The sequence below is a fragment of the Nonomuraea cypriaca genome (genome assembly GCF_015645445.1).
Taxonomy (GTDB): domain Bacteria; phylum Actinomycetota; class Actinomycetes; order Streptosporangiales; family Streptosporangiaceae; genus Nonomuraea; species Nonomuraea cypriaca.
On the sequence record NZ_JADOGI010000121.1, the window covers coordinates 1 to 13642 of the forward strand.

13 protein-coding genes are annotated in these 13642 nt (G+C 69.9%); 7 read left to right on the forward strand and 6 right to left on the reverse strand.

The annotated features are described in order from the left end of the window. Positions 1–187: 187 nt before the first annotated feature. Positions 188–1774 carry a Na+/H+ antiporter gene (locus tag ITP53_RS32760; protein WP_195899326.1) on the forward strand — a complete coding sequence of 529 codons (1587 nt, stop codon included), beginning with the start codon at positions 188–190 and terminating at the stop codon, positions 1772–1774. A gap of 152 nt (positions 1775–1926) precedes the next feature. Here the strand turns inward: ITP53_RS32760 and ITP53_RS32765 are convergent, their stop codons facing one another. The 3 genes from ITP53_RS32765 to bla all read right to left on the reverse strand — a co-directional run bounded on the left by ITP53_RS32765 (position 1927) and on the right by bla (position 5557). Then, positions 1927–2184, reverse strand: a complete 258-nt coding sequence (locus tag ITP53_RS32765; RefSeq protein ID WP_195899327.1) for a UBP-type zinc finger domain-containing protein — start codon at positions 2182–2184, stop codon at positions 1927–1929. A 200-nt stretch (positions 2185–2384) separates the two neighbouring features. After that, complete coding sequence (locus ITP53_RS32770; protein WP_236051419.1) at positions 2385–4580, reverse strand: transglycosylase domain-containing protein; 2196 nt, start codon at positions 4578–4580, stop codon at positions 2385–2387. A gap of 20 nt (positions 4581–4600) precedes the next feature. Continuing rightward, the gene (bla, locus tag ITP53_RS32775) at positions 4601–5557 is read right to left on the reverse strand and encodes a class A beta-lactamase (RefSeq protein ID WP_195899329.1); all 957 of its coding nucleotides are present in this window, start codon (positions 5555–5557) and stop codon (positions 4601–4603) included. Between the two features lie 196 nt (positions 5558–5753). Here bla and ITP53_RS32780 point away from each other — a divergent pair, with 196 nt between their 5' ends. The 5 genes from ITP53_RS32780 to ITP53_RS32800 all read left to right on the forward strand — a co-directional run bounded on the left by ITP53_RS32780 (position 5754) and on the right by ITP53_RS32800 (position 7793). Beyond that, the gene (locus ITP53_RS32780) at positions 5754–6140 is read left to right on the forward strand and encodes a hypothetical protein (protein ID WP_195899330.1); all 387 of its coding nucleotides are present in this window, start codon (positions 5754–5756) and stop codon (positions 6138–6140) included. A 62-nt stretch (positions 6141–6202) separates the two neighbouring features. Further along, a complete protein-coding gene (locus ITP53_RS32785; protein WP_195899331.1) occupies positions 6203–6529 on the forward strand; it encodes a YidH family protein in 327 nt (108 codons plus the stop codon). Then, on the forward strand, positions 6526–6873 hold the full coding sequence (locus ITP53_RS32790; protein ID WP_195899332.1) for a DUF202 domain-containing protein: 348 nt from the start codon (positions 6526–6528) through the stop codon (positions 6871–6873). The genes ITP53_RS32785 and ITP53_RS32790 overlap by 4 nt, the downstream gene beginning before the upstream one ends. Positions 6874–6922: 49 nt before the next feature. Further along, positions 6923–7237: a hypothetical protein gene (locus ITP53_RS32795; RefSeq protein WP_195899333.1), complete on the forward strand. Its 315-nt coding sequence runs from the start codon at positions 6923–6925 to the stop codon at positions 7235–7237. A 121-nt stretch (positions 7238–7358) separates the two neighbouring features. Next, the gene (locus ITP53_RS32800) at positions 7359–7793 is read left to right on the forward strand and encodes a hypothetical protein (protein WP_195899334.1); all 435 of its coding nucleotides are present in this window, start codon (positions 7359–7361) and stop codon (positions 7791–7793) included. On the opposite strand, the gene ITP53_RS32805 is transcribed toward ITP53_RS32800, so the two are convergent. Together ITP53_RS32805 and ITP53_RS32810 are read right to left on the reverse strand one after the other, a co-directional pair. Continuing rightward, positions 7790–9616, reverse strand: coding sequence for an ABC transporter ATP-binding protein (locus ITP53_RS32805; RefSeq protein WP_195899335.1), 1827 nt, complete (start codon positions 9614–9616; stop codon positions 7790–7792). The genes ITP53_RS32800 and ITP53_RS32805 overlap by 4 nt on opposite strands. Next, entirely contained in the window at positions 9613–11394 is a 1782-nt protein-coding gene (locus ITP53_RS32810) for an ABC transporter ATP-binding protein (RefSeq protein ID WP_236051420.1), read from the reverse strand. Before ITP53_RS32810 ends, ITP53_RS32805 begins: the two co-directional genes overlap by 4 nt. A gap of 246 nt (positions 11395–11640) precedes the next feature. Here ITP53_RS32810 and ITP53_RS32815 point away from each other — a divergent pair, with 246 nt between their 5' ends. Further along, positions 11641–12924, forward strand: coding sequence for a sensor histidine kinase (locus ITP53_RS32815; protein WP_195899336.1), 1284 nt, complete (start codon positions 11641–11643; stop codon positions 12922–12924). A 103-nt stretch (positions 12925–13027) separates the two neighbouring features. Here the strand turns inward: ITP53_RS32815 and ITP53_RS32820 are convergent, their stop codons facing one another. Continuing rightward, the gene (locus ITP53_RS32820; protein ID WP_236051421.1) at positions 13028–13483 is read right to left on the reverse strand and encodes an aggregation-promoting factor C-terminal-like domain-containing protein; all 456 of its coding nucleotides are present in this window, start codon (positions 13481–13483) and stop codon (positions 13028–13030) included. Positions 13484–13642 lie beyond the last annotated feature (159 nt).

Below are 13642 nucleotides of genomic sequence, written 5' to 3' on the forward strand. Positions count from 1 at the left end.
CCCAATGGGTGACTGCTTTCAAAAGCGGTGATTGGGATTGTTGTTCCAGGGATGACTGCTTCCGAAGACGGATTGTTGTTCCAGGGGTGTGCTCCCTAAGAGGTGGCTGGGGTGGTGTTTCGGGGGCGGCTGGAGGTAGGGTTGCAAGTTTTGTTGTTTTGTGGGTGCTTGAGTTGAAGGGGTGTTGGTGAGTCCGACCTTGGGGCTGCAGTTGCTGGTCGTGGCTGCGGGGGCGGTCGGGGTGGCGGCGGTGGCCAGGCGAGTGGGGTGGCCGGCTCCGTTGCTGCTGGTGGTGGCTGGGCTGGTGGTGTCGCCGGTGGTTCCGGCGGTGCCGTTGGAGCCTGAGCTGGTGTTGTTCGTGTTTTTGCCGCCGTTGCTCTACTCGGCGGCACTCGACAGCTCCTATCTGCGCCTGCGTGACGTCAAGCGGCCGGTGGCGCTGCTGTCGATCGGGCTCGTGCTGTTCACCACGGCGGTTGTCGGGCTGGTCGTCCACCTGCTGCTGCCCGGTCTGCCGCTGGCACTGGCGTTCGCGCTAGGCGCCATCATCGCGCCGCCGGACGCCGTGGCCGCCGTCGCGGTCGGCCGCCGGCTGGGGCTGCCGCGCAGGTCGCTGACGATCCTGATCGGCGAGAGCCTGTTCAACGACGCTACGGCGCTGACGGCGTACCGTGTGGCGCTCGGGGCGTTCACGGGTGGCACCGTGGACCTGCTCGACAGCACCGGGCAGTTCTTGTTCGCCGCGGTCGGCGGCGTGGCGATCGGACTGGCGCTGGCGTTCGCGTTCGCGTGGCTGTTCGAGCGCACGCGCGACTCGCTGGTCGAGAACACGCTGATGCTGCTGATCCCGTTCGCCGCCTTCCTGGCGGCCGAGTCCGTGCACGCCTCCGGCGTGATCGCGGTGGTGATCGTCGGCCTCTACCTGGGCAACCGCATGCACCTGCGCGGGTACGGCACGCGGCTGGTGTCCGGCGCGGTGTGGAAGGTCACCGACTTCTTCCTCGAGGCGATCGTGTTCGCGCTGATCGGGCTGCAGCTCGTGACCGTGATCGAAGGCATCTCCGGCTTCGGCGCGTGGCAGGTGGCCGGCTACGCCGTCGCGGTGCTGGCGGTGACGATCCTCAGCAGGTTCGTGTGGGTGTTCGCCGTGACCTCGCTGATGACGGTGCTGAGCAGGGGCGCCCGGCTGGCCCCGACGCGACAGCAGTCGGTGATCCTGGGCTGGGCGGGCATGCGCGGCGTGGTGTCCCTGGCGGCGGCGTTCGCGCTCCCGCCGGGGATCCTGCCGCGCGACCGCGCGATGCTGCTCTTCCTGACGTTCACCACCGTGATCGGCACCCTGCTCATCCAGGGCACCACGTTCCCCGCACTGATCAGGCGGCTGGGTGTGTCGAGCGCACAGGAGCAGTACGAAGACCGCCTGGCCGAGGCGGCGGCCCAGCAGGCCGCGTTGGAGGCGGGCCTGGCGGAGCTGGAGCGCCTGACCGGCGAGCAGGAGGGCGAGCCCGACGAGATCCAGCGGCAGGTCATCGAACAGCTCAGGGAGAAGTCCTGGCGCCGCTCGCTGACCGCGTGGGAACGCCTGGGCGGCGGCACCGGTCCGGGCGGCGCGGAGACCCCGAGCGCGCTCTACCGCCGGCTGCGCCGCGACATGCTCCAGGCCGAGCGTGAGGTGTTCGTCCGCCTGCGCGACGAGCGCCGCCTCGACGACGAGGTCCTGCGCGAGGTGATGGCCGAACTCGACTTCGAGGAGGCCATTCTCGAACGCGACTAGCCCTTCCGGCTGTCCAACGCGACCAGCCCATTCGGCCGTTCAACGCGACTAGCCCTTCCGGCCGTCCAACGCGACCAGCCCATTCGGCCGTTCAACGCGACTAGCCCTTCCGGCCGTCCAAGGCGACCAGCCCATTCGGCCGTTCAACGCGACTAGCCCATTCGGCTGTCCACGAAGCACCACCGCCAGTCCTCGCCGCGCTCGAAGGACTGGACCACCGGGTGACCCGTCCCGTGGAAGTGCGCGGTGGCGTGTTTCATCGGCGAGGAGTCGCAGCACCCGATGTGGCCGCACTCCAGGCAGCGGCGCAGGTGAACCCACGTGCCGCCGGACGCCAGGCACTCCTCACAACCCTCCGGCGTGTTCGCCGAAGGGTCGCCGGCCTGGGAAAGATGCTCGCAAGTCGCCATATAGGAAATCCTAGGCCCCGCGCACCAGCACACCGGCGCAGGACGCCGGCCGGACGGCAGGCAGGCGCGTGGGCGGCAGGCATGGTGGCCGGACGGCAGGGCAGGCCTGTGGCAGGCCATCACGGTGTCGGCCTGGGCTATCGGGGGTCGGGTGGGCGAGCCGAGAGTCGTCCACCCGGCAGGCGCCCACCCGCCGATTACTATTCGGCGCTGTCCGGGCCGGTGTCCGGGCCGGGTTCCGGGTCGTCGTTCGCTTCGATGGTCGGCGCGTCGTCCGTGGTGTCGCCTGTGGTGTCGGTCCTGGCGTCGTCTGGGGTGGGGTCTTTGGCGGTGTTGCTGGGGGGTGATTGGTGGCAGTGGGTGGTGCAGCCGGCGAAGCGGGCCGGGTTCATGGGTGGGAACGGGGTGGGCGGTACACGTTCCAGGGCGGTTGTCATCGTGTTCTTCCAGATGGGGCCGGGGATGGTGGCCCCCTGTACCGCCCCGTAGTACCGTCCGCCGATCGCCACGCCCCTCAGTTTGTGCTGCTGGGCGCCGCGCGGGTCACCGAGGCTCACCGCCGCCGCCAGATCAGGGGTGAAGCCGGCGAACCAGGCGGCCGCGTAGTCGTCGGTCGTGCCCGTCTTGCCGGCCGCGTCCCGCCCGATGCCGCCGACGCCGCTCATCGTGCCCTTGGTGAACACCCCGGACAGCACCTCCGCCGCCGCGTCCGCGACCTCGGGGTCGAGCGCCTTCCCGCACTCCGGCCGGTAGCGGGTGGTCCTCCCGTCGCGGTCGGTGATGCGGGTGATCGCCATCGGCGCGCAGTACCTGCCGCGCGCCCCGATCGCGGCGTACGCGGTGGCCACCGTCACCGGGTCCATCTCGTTGACGCCGAGCACGAAAGTCTCGTACTCCTGCAGTCGCTTCCCGTCAGATCGGTGGATGCCCAGTGACTTGGCCGTCGTCACGGTGTCGCACAGCCCCGCCCGCTGCTCCAGTTCCATGAAGAACGTGTTCACCGAGTCCCACGTGCCGGTCCGCAGCGTCTTCCAGCCGGGGGAGCCCTCGTCGTTGGTGACGGTGTGGCTGGGGTCGCCGACGTTCTGGCCCGCGCAGTTCTTGAACGTCGCGTACCCGGGCGCCCGGTAACCGGCTCCCGCCTCCAGGCCGTCGTCCACCTCCATGCCCTCGCTCAACGCGGTGAGCAGGGTGAACGTCTTGAACGTGGAGCCGGCCTGGAATCCGGTCGCGCCCCCGTGCGCGGCGTCCGCGACCACGTTGTACGCGATCTCGTCCCTGGCGGCGCTCCCGCCGTACGGCCGGCTGGCGGCCATGGCCTTGATCGCGCCGGTGCCCGGCTGGACCAGGGCCTCGGCCGCCACCGGGTCGTCGGAGGCGTGGACGTACGCCTTGATCGCCTGGTCCGCGGCGGTCTGCATGGCCGGGTCGATCGTGGTGCTGATCGTCAGGCCGCCGCGGTTGAGCATGTCCAGGCGGGCCTTCGAGGTGCGGCCGAAGGCGGGGTTGCGGAGGATCTCCTGGCGGACGTATAGGCAGAAATACGGATATTTGCTGGACTCGCAGCCTCCAGGGAGCTTCGTTCCCTTGTATCCGAGTTTGCTGGCCTTGGCCTCCGCCGCCTCGGCCGTCGTGATCTCGCCCAGCTCGGCCATCCGGTTCAGCACGACGTCGCGTCGCTCGCGCAGCCGCTCGCGGTGCTCGGCGCCGAGGTTGGGGTCGGTGGCGTTCGGGTCCTGTACGGCCCCCGCCAGCGTCGCCGCCTGCGGCAGCGTCAGGTCGGCGGCGCGTACCCCGAAGAAGCGCCTGGCCGCCGCCTCGACCCCGTAGGCTCCGGCGCCGAAATACGCGATGTTCAGATATTTCGCGAGAATCTGGTCTTTGGTGTACTTCTCCTCGAGCCCCATCGCGTACCGCAGCTCCTTGAGCTTGCGCGCGTAGCTGGCCTCCAGCGCCGCGTCCCGCTCCTGGTCGGTGCCGGCGGAGTTGAGCAGCACCTGCTTGACGTACTGCTGGGTGATGCTCGACCCGCCCTGGCTCACCTTGCCCGCCTGGAGGTTCCTGGCGAACGCCCGCAGGGTGCCCTCGACGTCGATCGCGCCGTGCTCGTAGAAGCGGAAGTCCTCGATCGCCACGATCGCGCTCTTCATGACCTCCGCGATCTCGTCGAAGTCCACGACCTGGCGGTATTCCTCGTAGAACCGCGCGATCTCGCCGCCCCTGGCGTCCCGCACGATCGTGACCTCGGCCGGCGGCGGCTCGGCGAGGTCGGCGGGCTTGAGGTCGACCTCGTTCGCCGCCGCCACGAACCCGTACCCCGCGCCCCCCACGGCCGGGAACGCGATCCCGGCCACGAGCACGCCCGCCGCCATCCCCACGGCCGCGAGCCCCGCCATCTTCGTCCCCCGACGTGACATCAGAGCTTGCCGAGGCCGCGGGCCAAAATCTCGGCGGTCTCCGCGATGACCTCGTCGTCGACGGAGGTTGCCTTGCGGTTGGTGTAGATCGACAGGATGACGGGCGCGGCGCCCTTCGCGGGCCAGGCGACGGCGATGTCGTTGGCCAGCCCGGCCTCGGCGTTGGTGCCGGTCTTGTCGCCGATCGTCCAGGTCTTGGGCAGGCCGGCGCGGATGCGGGCGTCGCCGGTCTCGTTGGCGATCAGCCAGGCGTTGAGCCGTCCCCGGTCCTTGGCGGTCAGGGCGTTCCCGGTCGTGAGAGCGCGCAGGTCCCGCGCGATGGCGGCGGGCGTGGTGGTGTCGCGCTTCTCCTTGACCGTCCAGTCGTTCAGCTCGGTCTCCCAGCGGTCCAGGCGGGAGATCGGGTCCTTCAGCGTGCGGAAGTACTTCGTCAGGCCGGCCGGCCCGCCGATCTGCCTGAGCACCATGTTGGCCGCGGTGTTGTCGCTCAGCGTGATGGCCGCCTCGCACAGCTGGGCGACGGTCAGGCCGTCCGCGACGTGGTCCTCGGTGGTCGGCGAGTTGGGCTTCACGTCGGCGGCGGTCCACTTGACGACCTTGTCCATCAGGCCCGGCTCGGAGGTGCGGGCCCGGTGCAACGCGGCGGCGCAGATGGGCGCCTTGGACGTCGACAGCAGCGGGAAACGCTCACCGCCCCGGTACGTGATCGTCTTCCCGGTGGCCGTGTCGATGGCGTACGCGCCGATCCGCCCCTTGTACGACGCCTCCAGTGCGCGCAACGCCTTCCGCGCGGCCGCCTCGCCCGACGCCGGTGCCGCGGTCGCCGATGCCTCAGTCGTAGGCGTGGTCGCGGCCGAGGCCGGAGCCGTGCCGAGAGTGGCGCCCGCCAGCAGGGCGGCGGTCAGTCCGGTCGCCGCCGCCGTCGTCGCGGGGGCGAGGATACGCGGGTGTCGCATGCCGAAATCCTTGCTCTTCGTCCGTCAGAGGACAGGAGCAAAGCAGATGCGATCAGCAGATGTCTAATAGCGATATCGGGAAGTGTTCGATATCTGTTTTTGGATGGTCGCAGGTCAGGGGATCGTGGCGATCCGGCGGCGGATTGGAAGGACTCGGTCACGCTCCGGGGCCGGAACGCTTGGGTAGGGTCGGGGCATGCGACTCCACAAGAGCCGATTCGTGCCCCTGGCCGTCTTCGCCGTGTGCGTTTTCGCCGCGGGGTGCGGCGAAGTCAACAGCACCATCGACAAAGCCCAGGCGTGCCTGGAGGCACCCAAGATCGTGTCCGAGCTGGGCACGAACATCGCCCAGTTCGCCAACGATCCGCAGGCCATGGACAAGGCCATCGACGACGCCGCCGGCAAGCTCAACGGCGTGGCCGACCAGGCGGCCAACACCACGCTGAAGGAGGCCTCCGACAACCTGGCCTCCACCCTGAGCGGCATCAACGTGACGAGCGTCAACGACGCCGTCGACGCCGCCCAGAAGGTCAGCACCGACAGCGCCGCCTACCTGGAGAAGGTGACCCAGGCGTGCACCTGAGCCGGGTGAAGCAAGAATCCCGGCTTCTCTAGGGGAAATAGGTACGAATTAGCGTTTTCTCCATGGAACCCGACCCGCGTTTCACCTTGGCCAACGAACGTACCTTCCTCACCTGGCTGAGCACGGCGCTGGCGCTCTGCGCGGGTGGGGTGGCCATGGCGGCCGTGCCGGCGGACGTGTTCGTGCCGTGGATCCGCACCGGACTCGCGGTGATCCTCGTCACGCTCTCCGCGCTGGCGGCGGGCATGGCCTACCCGCGCTGGCGCAACATCCAGCGGGCGTTGCGCCGTCAGGAGCCGCTCCCGCCGCCCGCGCTCGCCTCCGTCTTCGGCTACGGCGTCGCGGTCGTGGCCGTGCTCGCCCTCGTCCTCATCATCCTGTCGGCATGAGACGCGAGCGCGACGTGACCGACGAGATCTGGGACCGGGGCCTGCAGAGCGAGCGTACGAGACTCGCCTGGGTGCGTACGGCCGTGGCGCTGTCCACCGGCGGGCTCGGCGCGACCGGCCTGTCCATCAGGCAGGGCCTGCCGGTGGTCGCCGCCGTCGCGTTCGCGCTGGCCGCGCTCTGCGGCGGCGTGCTGCTCATCAGGACGAAGGTCCGCTTCCGCCGCGTACAGGCGGCCCTGCACGCGGGAACGCCGGTGAACGCGGGCCTCGACGCGCTCTTCGCCTGGCTCGGCACGCTCAGCGTGGTGGCGGGCGCCTTCGCGTTCGTGCTCGCGGTCGGGTGAGCCGGGTTGCGAGCACGCGAGACGCGGACGGAGACTCGAAGGTGAGGGGGTGACCTCATTGGTAGAGGAAGAGATCAGGAGCGTGCCTTTCGAGTGCCGCGGCTGCTGGCACGTCTGGGAAGAGGATTACCAGGTCAGGCACATTGAAGACCGGCATGGCAACGAAGGGGTGATCTGGCTGCGGGCCGGGGTGCCGGTGCCGCCGCCGTCCCCGGGTGCCATCTGCCCGCGCTGCGGGTCCCAGCAGGCGACGATGTTCCCTGAGGGCTACCTGGCGCGTCATCCGGAGTTGCGGAGGCCGCCTGAGCCGGAGGAGCCCGACCCGACCCCGCTGTTGAGCCCGGTGCGGAAGCCGTATTACTGACAACTAACCTGACTCAGGGTAAGCCTTTCATAACGTGAAGTGTCGGAAGCACGTCTTGCGAGGGCCTGAAGCCGGACGGACACTCGGGTCGAACGATGATCCGCATCCGGGGGTGGTGCTCGTGCCAGCTGGTTTCGACACCCGTGAGACCTGGCCGTACGAATGCCTGCGTTGCCTGCACGTCTGGGAGGAGGACTTCGTCGTCCGCCACCTCGCCGACGCCTACGGCAACGAGACGAAGGTCTGGCTCAGTTCGGGAGTGCCGGTGCCGCCGCCTTGGGCAGGCGCGTGTTGCCCGGGCTGCGGCGCCTACTACGTGACCTCGTTCCCGTCCGGCTACCTGGCTCGCCATCCCGAGCTGCTGTCCGCGGCGGAGCCGGAGGACGAGCCGTACACCGAGCCGTATATCAGGCCGAACAGCAGGCCGGACAGGGCGCCCGTCAAGCGGAGGCACCTGTCCGGCCGGCTGCTGATCGCGTTCGGAGTGCCGCTGGCCGTGTTCGTGGGCTGGGAGTTCTACGCGAGCTTCGTGGCCCACGCGCACACCGGTCCCTAGCTGAGGCTGTCCAGCCAGGCCTGGTGCAGTCCGGCGAAGCGGCCGGAGGCGGCGATGAGCCGGTCGGGCGGCCCGTCCTCGACGATCTCGCCCCGGTCCATGACCAGGACCCGGTCGGCGATCTCCACGGTCGACAACCGGTGCGCGATGATCAGCGCCGTCCGGTCGGCGAGGATGGTCCGCAACGCCCGCTGCACCAGGCGCTCACTCGGCACGTCGAGGCTGGAGGTGGCCTCGTCGAGGATGAGCACCGCGGGATCGGCGAGGAACGCCCTGGCGAACGCGACGAGCTGGCGCTGCCCGGCGGACATGCGGCCGCCGCGCTTGCCGACCTCGGTGTCGTAGCCCTCGGGCAGCGCCGCGATGAACTCGTGCGCGCCGATCGCCTTGGCCGCCTCGCGCACCTGCCGGTCGGTGGCGTCGGGCCTGCCGAACCTGATGTTGTCCGCGACCGTGCCGGTGAACAGGAAGTTCTCCTGCGTCACCATGACCACGGCCTGACGCAGCGCCGGCTCGTCCAGCATGCGCAGGTCGACGCCGTCGAGCAGCACCCGGCCCTCGGTGGGGTCGTAGAAGCGCGAGATCAGCTTGGCCAGCGTGGTCTTGCCCGCGCCCGTCGACCCGACGAGCGCCACGCTCTGCCCGGCCGGGATCGTCAGGTCGAGATTCGGCAGGATCGGCATCTCCTCGACGTAGGCGAACCTGACGCCGTCGAAGCGCACCTTGCCGCGCGCCCGGCCCTGCGGCAGCGCGGCCGGCTTGCGCGGCTCCGGCACCGAAGGCTCCTCCTCCAGCACGCCGGACAGCTTCTCCAGCGCCGCGCCCGCCGACTGCAGCGTGTTGTAGAACTGGCTGATCTCCTGCATCGGCTCGTAGAACTGCCGCAGATACAGCAGGAACGCGGCCAGCACCCCGACCGTGACCTCGTCGTGGAAGGCCAGCCAGCCGCCATAGAGCAGCACGACGGCCACGGTCACGTTGCCGATCAGCTTGATCCCGGGCATGAACACCGCGATGAGCCGCATGCCGCCCGCGTTCGCGCCCCGGTAGTCGTCGTTGAGCTGCCCGAAGATCTCCTGGTTGCGCGGCTCCCTGCGGAAGGCCTGCACCGCGCGGATGCCGGTCATCGACTCCACGAAGTGGACGATCACCAGCGCCACCGTCTCCCGGGTGCGCCGGTAGACGATCGCCGACTGGCGCCTGAACCACCGGGTGAACAACAGCAGCAACGGCAGCGGGACCAGCGCCACCAGGCCGAGGTGCACGTCCAGCACCAGCAGCAGCGCCGCCGTGCCGAACATCGTCAGCACCGCCGTCACCAGCCCGTCGAACCCCGACTGGAGCAGCTCGGCGATGGCCTCGATGTCGGAGGTGAGCCGGGAGATGACCCGGCCGGAGGTGTACTTCTCGTGGAAGCTCAGCGACAGCCGCTGGAAGTGGTCGAACACCCTCCTGCGCAGCTCCAGCAGGACGCTCTGGCCGATCTTCCCCGACAGCCGCAGGAAAGCCTGCCGGGTGAGCGCCTGCGTGAGCGCCGCGGCCAGGATCACGCCGACCACGGTCAGCAGCGTGGCAGGACCCTCGCCACGTGTCATCGGCGGGATGCCCGCGTCGATCCCGACCTTCACCAGGTAGGGGATCGCGAGCCCGGCCGCGCTCGACAGGACGATGATCGCCGTCAGCAGCGCGATCGACTTCCGGTACGGTCTCAGCAGGTCGCCGAGCAACCTCCGGGACCGCACCCGGAGCAGGACCGACACCTTTTCCGATAGCTCGTCCTGTTCCTCGGAGGCGACGCCGCGCCAGGTCGTCGCGGTCGTCATCGCAGTGCCCCTTCCGAGGGATCGAGGTCGGCGTCCTGGGCCAGCAGCTCCCGGTATTCGGGCACGTTCCGCAGCAGCTCGGTGTGGCGGCCGACGTGCGTGATCGTGCCGTTCTTCAGCAGCGCCACCTTGTCGGCCAGCAGCACGGTGGAGGCCCGGTGCGCGACCACGATGCCGGTGGCCTCGCGCAGCACGTGCCGCAGCGCCTCCTCCACCAGCGCCTCGGTCTCGACGTCGAGCGCGGACAGCGTGTCGTCGAGCACCAGGATCTGCGGCTTGCTCAGCACCGCCCTGGCCAGGGCGAGCCGCTGGCGCTGCCCGCCGGACAACGACAGACCCTGCTCGCCGATGCGCGTGTCGAGACCCCACGGCAGGTCGTACACGAACATGGCCTGCGCGGTCTGGATCGCGGCGGCCACCTCCTCCTCGGTGGCGTCGAGCCGGCCGAGGGTGAGGTTCTCGCGCACGCTCATCGAGAACAGCGTCGGCTCCTCGAACGCCGTGGCCACCACCGAGCGCAGCGCCGGCAGCGTGAGGTCGCGTACGTCGTGGCCGTCGATCGTGACCCGGCCCGCGGTCGGGTCGATCAGCCGGGGCACCAGCGCGGTCAGCGTGGTCTTGCCCGAGCCGGTCGCGCCCACGACGGCGACCGTCTCGCCGGGGCTCACCTCCAGCCAGACGTCGTGCAGCACCTGCTCGTCGGAGTCGGGGAAGCGGAACCCGACGCCCTCGAAGCGCAGGTGGCCGCGCGGGCGCTCGATGGAGTCCGCGCCGCCTTCGATGGCAGGGACGGTGTCCATGACCTCCATGACGCGGTCGGCGGAGGTCATCGCCTCCTGGGCCATGGCCAGGATGTGGCCGAGGCTCGCGATGGGCCACACGAGCTGGAGCATCAGCGTCGTGAACGCCACCAGCCCGCCGAGCGTCAGCGCGCCGGAGCCGACGGCCAGCGCGCCGAGCAGCAGCACCAGGGCGAGCGTGATGTTGGGGATCACCCCGAGGAAGGCGAAGAACTTGGCCGACAGGCGCACCTTGTCCATCGACGTGCCGTAGACCTTGAGCGCGGCGTCGTCGTAGGTGTCGTAGACGTGGTGGCGGCGGCCGAACGCCTTGATCGTACGGATCCCGATGGCCGACTCCTCGACGAGCGTGGCGAGGTCGCCCTGCTCGTCCTGGACCTGGCGGGAGATCCTGATATAGCGCTTCTCGAACCGCAGCGACATCAGCACGATCGGCACGGCCGAGGCCGCCACCAGGAGCCCCAGCGGCCAGTACTTGTTCAGCAGCAGCACGGTCACCGTGATCAGCTGGATGACGTTCATGACCAGGAAGAGCATGCCGAAACCGAGGAAGCGGCGGATCGTGGACAGGTCGGTCGTGGCCCGGGACAGCAACTGGCCGGACTGCCACTCTCCGTGGAAGCCCATGGGCAGGCGCTGCAGGTGCTCGTAGAGGTCGTCGCGCAGGGTGGTCTCGAGCCCGAGCACGGGCTTGATCTGCGCCCACCGCCGCAGGAAGATCAGGAACGCTTCGACGGCGCCCACCCCGAGGGCTAACAACCCGAGCGGGAGCAGCGCGCCTTGGTCGCCGTGGAGCACGGGACCGTCGACGACCTGTTCGCTGATGAGGGGGAGCGAGATGCCGGCACCGATGCCGACGATCGCGGCCAGCCAGATGAGGATCAATCGGCCGGCGTACGGGCGGAGGTAGGACTTCATCCGCCACAGGGAGTTGGAGGAGAGCAGGGGACGGCGAGGTATGTGCGTATCGGGAGGCATCCCGTCTAGGTTAATACGCCGGATCAAGCCATTTTCTGTCGCCCCCAGGGTCGGTTTCTTGTACCTGACGTGCGCAAATGTGAGCGATCCTGCACGTCGGCGCCCCTGACCACGCCGGACGTCGTCACGGAGACCGGCGAATCCGAGCCGGCGCCTCCGCGGCCGGCGCCGCAGCAGTTGACCTGCGGTTTGTACGCTCCGTGACAGAGTGGTGGCATGGGTGGCGGGCGCTCCATCAGGGCTCGGATGACGATCGCGACGGTGGTGGTGTTCGGCGTCATCCTGCTCGTGGGAGTGGTGGCGATCTCGCTGGCGTACCCGGTGTGGGCCAGGAACGCGCTCACCGACCAGGCCGACAGCGCCAGCCGCCATCTCGCCACCGTCATCGACTACTACCGGTTCCGCGGGCCGATCCCGCCGCTGCGGGGTGTCCAGGTCATGCAGGTCGTCGACACGCGCGGCCGGGTCGTGGCCTCCACGCGGGCGCTCGGGGGGCAGCCGCCGCTCACCAGTAAGGTGCCGACAGGCGGCGACTCGCGGGTGAGCGACGAGGTGTGCAGGTCCGACGGCTGCCTGCTCGTGGTGGGCACGAGCAACCGCGTCACCGTGTACGGGCCGGTCGTCGCGTACGCGGCCGTGCGGGAGCCGTTCCTGCTGAACTCGCCGTTCCTGCCGGCGCTGCTGCTCGCGTCGTCGGGGCTGCTGCTCACCCTGATGGGCTGGGGCGCCTGGTACGGCGTCGGGCGGGTGCTGGCCCCCGTGGAACGCATCCGGTCGGGGCTCGAACACTTCGGCGCCGCGGACCTGAGCCGGCGGATCGAGGTGCCGGACACCGAGGACGAGGTCGCCGAGCTGGCCGCCACCGTCAACGACACGCTGAGCCGGCTGGAGATGGCCGTCGAGCGGCACCGGCGGTTCGTCTCGGACGCCTCCCACGAGCTGCGCACCCCCATCACGGCGCTGATGGTGCGCCTGGAGGCGGGGGCCGATGACCTGGACCCGGCGGACTGGCGGGCGGCGCTGGAGGAGGCGCGGCGGTTGTCCGACATCGTGCAGGACCTGCTCCTCATGGCCCGGCTGGACGCGCGGGCGGTGGTGGAGCGGGAGCGGATCGACCTGGGCGGGCTCGTCGAGGAGGAGGTCGCCCGCCGGTCCGGCCGGCTGCCGGTGACCACGAAGACCGAGCCCGGCGTCGTCGTCGAGGGGAGCCGGCTGCAGCTGGCCCGGCTGCTGACGAACCTGCTGTCCAACGCCGACCGGTACGGGGACTCCGCCGTGCTTGTGTCCGTATGGGGAGAGGGGGATCAGGCGGTGTCCGAGGTCGTGGACGACGGGCCCGGGATTCCGCCGGAGATGCGGGAGCGGGTGTTCGAGCGGTTCACCCGGCTGGATCGGACGCGCTCCAGGGACGCCGGGGGCAGCGGGCTCGGCCTGCCGATCGCCCGCGACATCGCCCGGGCCCACGGCGGCACCCTCCACATCGGGGAGGGCCCGGGAGCGCGCCTGATCCTCCGCCTCCCCCGGCTGTAGCGCGGGGTCTCGTACGGCGTACGGAGCTGTGATCCAGGCCATGACGGTGCATGTGGGGCGTCTGGAGGGCACCCGGTGAGCCGCGGATGCCCTCCGGAGCCGGTCAGTACCAGTTGTGCGATCTCCAGTGTCCCCAGGCGCCGCAAGGCCGGCCGTACCTCCCCTTGATGTAAGCCAGGCCCCACCGGATCTGCGTTTCCGGGTTGTGCTTCCAGTCACGCCCCGCGCCGCTCATCTTGCCTGCGGGCAGTGCCTGCGGGATGCCGTACGCGCCGGAGGAGCGGTTGACGGCCCGGTGGTTCCAGCCGCTCTCCCTGGTCCACAGATTGTCGAGGCAGCGGAACTGCCGGTAGTTCCAGGACCGCTGGACGACATGGCCCAGGGCGATCTTCTTGTTCTTGCTGGACGGCCTCGCGACCGCCATCTTCGGATGCGCCGACGTCGTCCAGTTCCTGGTCTTCACCACGGGAGGGCCCTCGGCCCAGGCGGTCGTGGTGCTCATTCCCGTGAACGCCATGACAGAGATGAAGGTGCCGCTCAGCACGCGTTTGCTGTCCAAGTCGATCCTCGCTGTCGGGTCGCGTGCGGACGGGCGCCTCTCATCCGGCGCCCTGCCGGTCCACGTCCGTGGCTCGGACGTGGAGGGTCCGCGCGGCCCTCCGGGATTCGGTGACCACCCGATCGTGCTGGGCGGCCCGGAGAGCGCCGCGACGTGTCC

Coding starts and splice junctions, on each gene's coding strand:
- ITP53_RS32765 (WP_195899327.1), bottom strand. CDS start 2,184: ATGGCGACTTGCGAGCATCTTTCCCAGGCCGGCGACCCTTCGGCGAAC.
- ITP53_RS32770 (WP_236051419.1), bottom strand. CDS start 4,580: ATGGCGGGGCTCGCGGCCGTGGGGATGGCGGCGGGCGTGCTCGTGGCC.
- bla (WP_195899329.1), bottom strand. CDS start 5,557: ATGCGACACCCGCGTATCCTCGCCCCCGCGACGACGGCGGCGGCGACC.
- ITP53_RS32780 (WP_195899330.1), top strand. CDS start 5,754: ATGCGACTCCACAAGAGCCGATTCGTGCCCCTGGCCGTCTTCGCCGTG.
- ITP53_RS32785 (WP_195899331.1), top strand. CDS start 6,203: ATGGAACCCGACCCGCGTTTCACCTTGGCCAACGAACGTACCTTCCTC.
- ITP53_RS32790 (WP_195899332.1), top strand. CDS start 6,526: ATGAGACGCGAGCGCGACGTGACCGACGAGATCTGGGACCGGGGCCTG.
- ITP53_RS32805 (WP_195899335.1), bottom strand. CDS start 9,616: ATGACGACCGCGACGACCTGGCGCGGCGTCGCCTCCGAGGAACAGGAC.
- ITP53_RS32810 (WP_236051420.1), bottom strand. CDS start 11,394: ATGCCTCCCGATACGCACATACCTCGCCGTCCCCTGCTCTCCTCCAAC.
- ITP53_RS32815 (WP_195899336.1), top strand. CDS start 11,641: ATGACGATCGCGACGGTGGTGGTGTTCGGCGTCATCCTGCTCGTGGGA.